The sequence below is a fragment of the Burkholderia sp. LMG 13014 genome (assembly GCF_905232215.1).
Lineage (GTDB): Bacteria > Pseudomonadota > Gammaproteobacteria > Burkholderiales > Burkholderiaceae > Burkholderia.
The window spans coordinates 1-2946 of sequence record NZ_CAJNKE010000676.1; the positions used below are offsets into that span (position 1 = coordinate 1).

Here is a 2946-nt window from a genome sequence, read left to right on the forward strand (position 1 = left end):
ACCGGGGACGGCATGGCGAACGGGCGTCATGTCGAACGGCGTTGTGGTGCGGGATCGCCATATTAGCAATCGGTAGATGGAAATGCATTCTCGTGGAAAGGGCGTGCGTTGCCGGTGTCGGATTTGCGCGAATTGACCGCACATCGATGAATAACGCAGTGCTTTATTTGCGATGCGTGAACAATTTGCGCCGTTTTTGGCGAACCGGGCAGCGATTGCATTCCCGCGCGGCGGCGGCGCGGCCGGCCGGACGACTGTGCCGCCTGAACGCCGTCACGCCGTACCGGGACGGCATGCGCGGCGCTCGCGATAATGCGTTCCTTTCATCGTTCATGGAGCGGGGCGCATGTCTTTGATCGACTTCAAATCCGTGGCGGCTGCGCAGGCCGTCGCATGGAAATCCACGATCGTCGGCGAGGTCGGGCCGGCCAGGATCAAGGTGCTGCGCATGGATGCGCAGGCTTACGAAGCGGAAGTGCACGACTACAACGAGGGGCTGCTGGTGCTCGACGGCCGGATGATGCTCGAGGTCGCGGGCGAGACGGTCGTGGTCGAGGCCGGGCAGATGTACCTGGCGCTTGCCGGCACCCTTCACGCGGTGCTGCCGGGCAGCCACGGCACGCTCGCGATCATCGACGTGTAAGGTTGCGCCGCAGCATCGATACGGCCCGTCGCGGGCCGGCCGGCAAGGCCGGGCGCGGGTTGGCCGTCGTTGTTCAAACGCGCGTTGGATGGGCCGGGTATTTGTCTGAGCAAATAAATCGAAGGCTGTTTGAAAAACTGTCAAATCCCCTGCACGCGCTAGGATTGCGCGGTTTCGGTCGTTTGGAACTCTGCATCCATTTACTTGTGGGTATCGTCCGATCATAGTTTCCACAAACGACGCATCACGATAACGAATCAAGCGTACGTACGGAGACCAATACATGAGACGCGTATCCGCGGGGCCAGTCGGACTGCCGTTTCCCGTTTTTTCGCTGAATGCAGGCGCGATGCAGATCGCGTCCCTGCGTTGTCATTTCGCCGTGTAGCGGCGAACCACTTCCCGTTTCGATCGTTCCGACGGTGCCGTGCCGCATGACGGCGCCGCGGGAGAGCGCTTGTCTGCCGTCGCGGCGTGTGCCGCATTTGCCTGACCGGCATCGCGGCCGCCTTGCGCACACCGTCATGCGCCGCGCGTTCGTGCGGCGGCGCGATACCAACCGGCGGGCCATGCAGCCTGTCCGGACGAGACTTGTCGTACCTGAAAAGGAGGGGTTGATGATTTGCATTCCTGAATGGCGGAAAGCGATCCTGTCATGCGCGGTCGTCGTTGTGCCGTTCGTCGCCGGTTGCGGCGGCGGCGACGATCCGGGGCCGATCACCGTGCCGCAGTGCTCGGGGAGCGCATGCGGGCCGAGCGGTGCTGAAACGACGCCGCCTGTCGTGACGAAGCTGTGTCCGGACGCGCTCGATTACACGACGACCTACACGGGCGGCGCGGGCAGCGGCGAGTACGTGAAGGTGAAATTCGATACGACGAAGCTCACCTATCAGATGCAGTTCCTCGAATCGTCGGTGCCGACGTCGGCAGGGCAGGTCAACAATACCCGCGCGGGCCTGACGATCAGCGGGTCGTTCCATCATCCGACCACGCTCCCGACCGCCGAGCAGAACCGCTGCGCGTTCGTGCTCGACAACGGCGCGACGAGCAACGGTGCGTATGCGGTGACGATCAACCGTGCCGATCCGCCGATGCTGTTCGTCGGCAATGGCGTGGTGGGTGGCGGGATTCCGGGGGCGACGATTGCGTACAAGGGGATCGACCTCGGGGCCCCCACGCCCATCGGCTACGTGCCGTCGCGGACGTTCGATTTCTATCCGTTCATCGGCTTCATCGAAACGGAAACCGACTTTTCGAAGGTCGCGGGCAATTACAACGAGGTCGGCATCCATCTGTCACCGCTCGGCGGGGGCGGGCAGAGCGCGCCGGGGCCAATCGGCTGGGAGCCGGACGTCGTCAACTGGAACCAGACGCTCAATGCGGACGGTTCATGCACGATCACGCAAGGCAGCGACTACTCGTGCCAGACGACCGGGACCCCCTGGGCGCTGCGCAAGAATGCGGACGGGTCGGCCGACAACGTGTTCGTGAGCAACGGGCTGCCGAATGCGTTTGGCGTGGTCTCGTATCCGATCGCGGGGCAGGGGTCGTCGCTCATCCTCCTTGCGTCGAGCCAGGCCAAAGGCATCATGATCGTCGGCAAGCTGAACGGGGTGCGGATACCGGTCGTGATTCGTGTCGGCTACACGTATGTCGATCCGGCCAATCCGCTCGCGTCGGTCGCCGATGCCGAAGTCGGGATCTCGATGCTGTCGTCGGCCACCGCGATTGCCGCCAATTCGCTGAAGGGCGGTTACATCGGCGCGACCAGTGCATCCGCATGCGGCCTCGTGACGTCTCCCGGCACGGCGAGCTTCATCCCGTCGCCAGGCCCGAGCTTCAATCCGAACGTGCCGCACCCGGATCTGCCTGGCCAGTTCGTCAATGGCACGTTCCTGACGGAAGCAGGAACCTGTAACGACGGCACTGCCGTGTCGACGATGGCCGCGAACTATACGTCCACGCTGTTCCAGGGCAATACCGCGGCGTTCATCGACCCGCAGACGTCGTCGGTGACCTCGCAGTTCGCGCTCGACTATACGCAGGCCACGCCCGGCAGGATCAAGGTCACGGCCACGCAGGACTTCAACGCGAAGGGCGCGAACGGCAACGTGGCGATCTTCAGCAAGGGCGACACGGGCTGGCTCGTGACGGCCGGCAACGTCTACGCGTTGGTCGTCAACAACAACAAGGTCAACCCGTTCTTTACGGTCGGCGCGTTCGTCCAGTAACGCTGCATTGAACAGGTAACACCGGCGGCGCATGCGTCGCCGCCGGCGAATCGAATTTCAAGAGGATTCCTA

2 protein-coding genes are annotated in these 2946 nt (G+C 63.4%); both read left to right on the forward strand.

All coding sequences use genetic code 11. From position 1 onward, the window contains the following. Positions 1-346 precede the first annotated feature (346 nt). Positions 347-643, forward strand: coding sequence for a cupin domain-containing protein (locus JYJ84_RS32915; protein ID WP_011354152.1), 297 nt, complete (start codon positions 347-349; stop codon positions 641-643). A gap of 617 nt (positions 644-1260) precedes the next feature. Next, complete coding sequence (locus JYJ84_RS32920) at positions 1261-2874, forward strand: DUF2957 domain-containing protein (RefSeq protein WP_122947881.1); 1614 nt, start codon at positions 1261-1263, stop codon at positions 2872-2874. Positions 2875-2946 lie beyond the last annotated feature (72 nt).

Bases quoted from the DNA above. Each gene is read 5' to 3' on its own strand.
- JYJ84_RS32920 (WP_122947881.1), top strand. From the start codon at position 1,261: ATGATTTGCATTCCTGAATGGCGGAAAGCGATCCTGTCATGCGCGGTC.
- JYJ84_RS32915 (WP_011354152.1), top strand. From the start codon at position 347: ATGTCTTTGATCGACTTCAAATCCGTGGCGGCTGCGCAGGCCGTCGCA.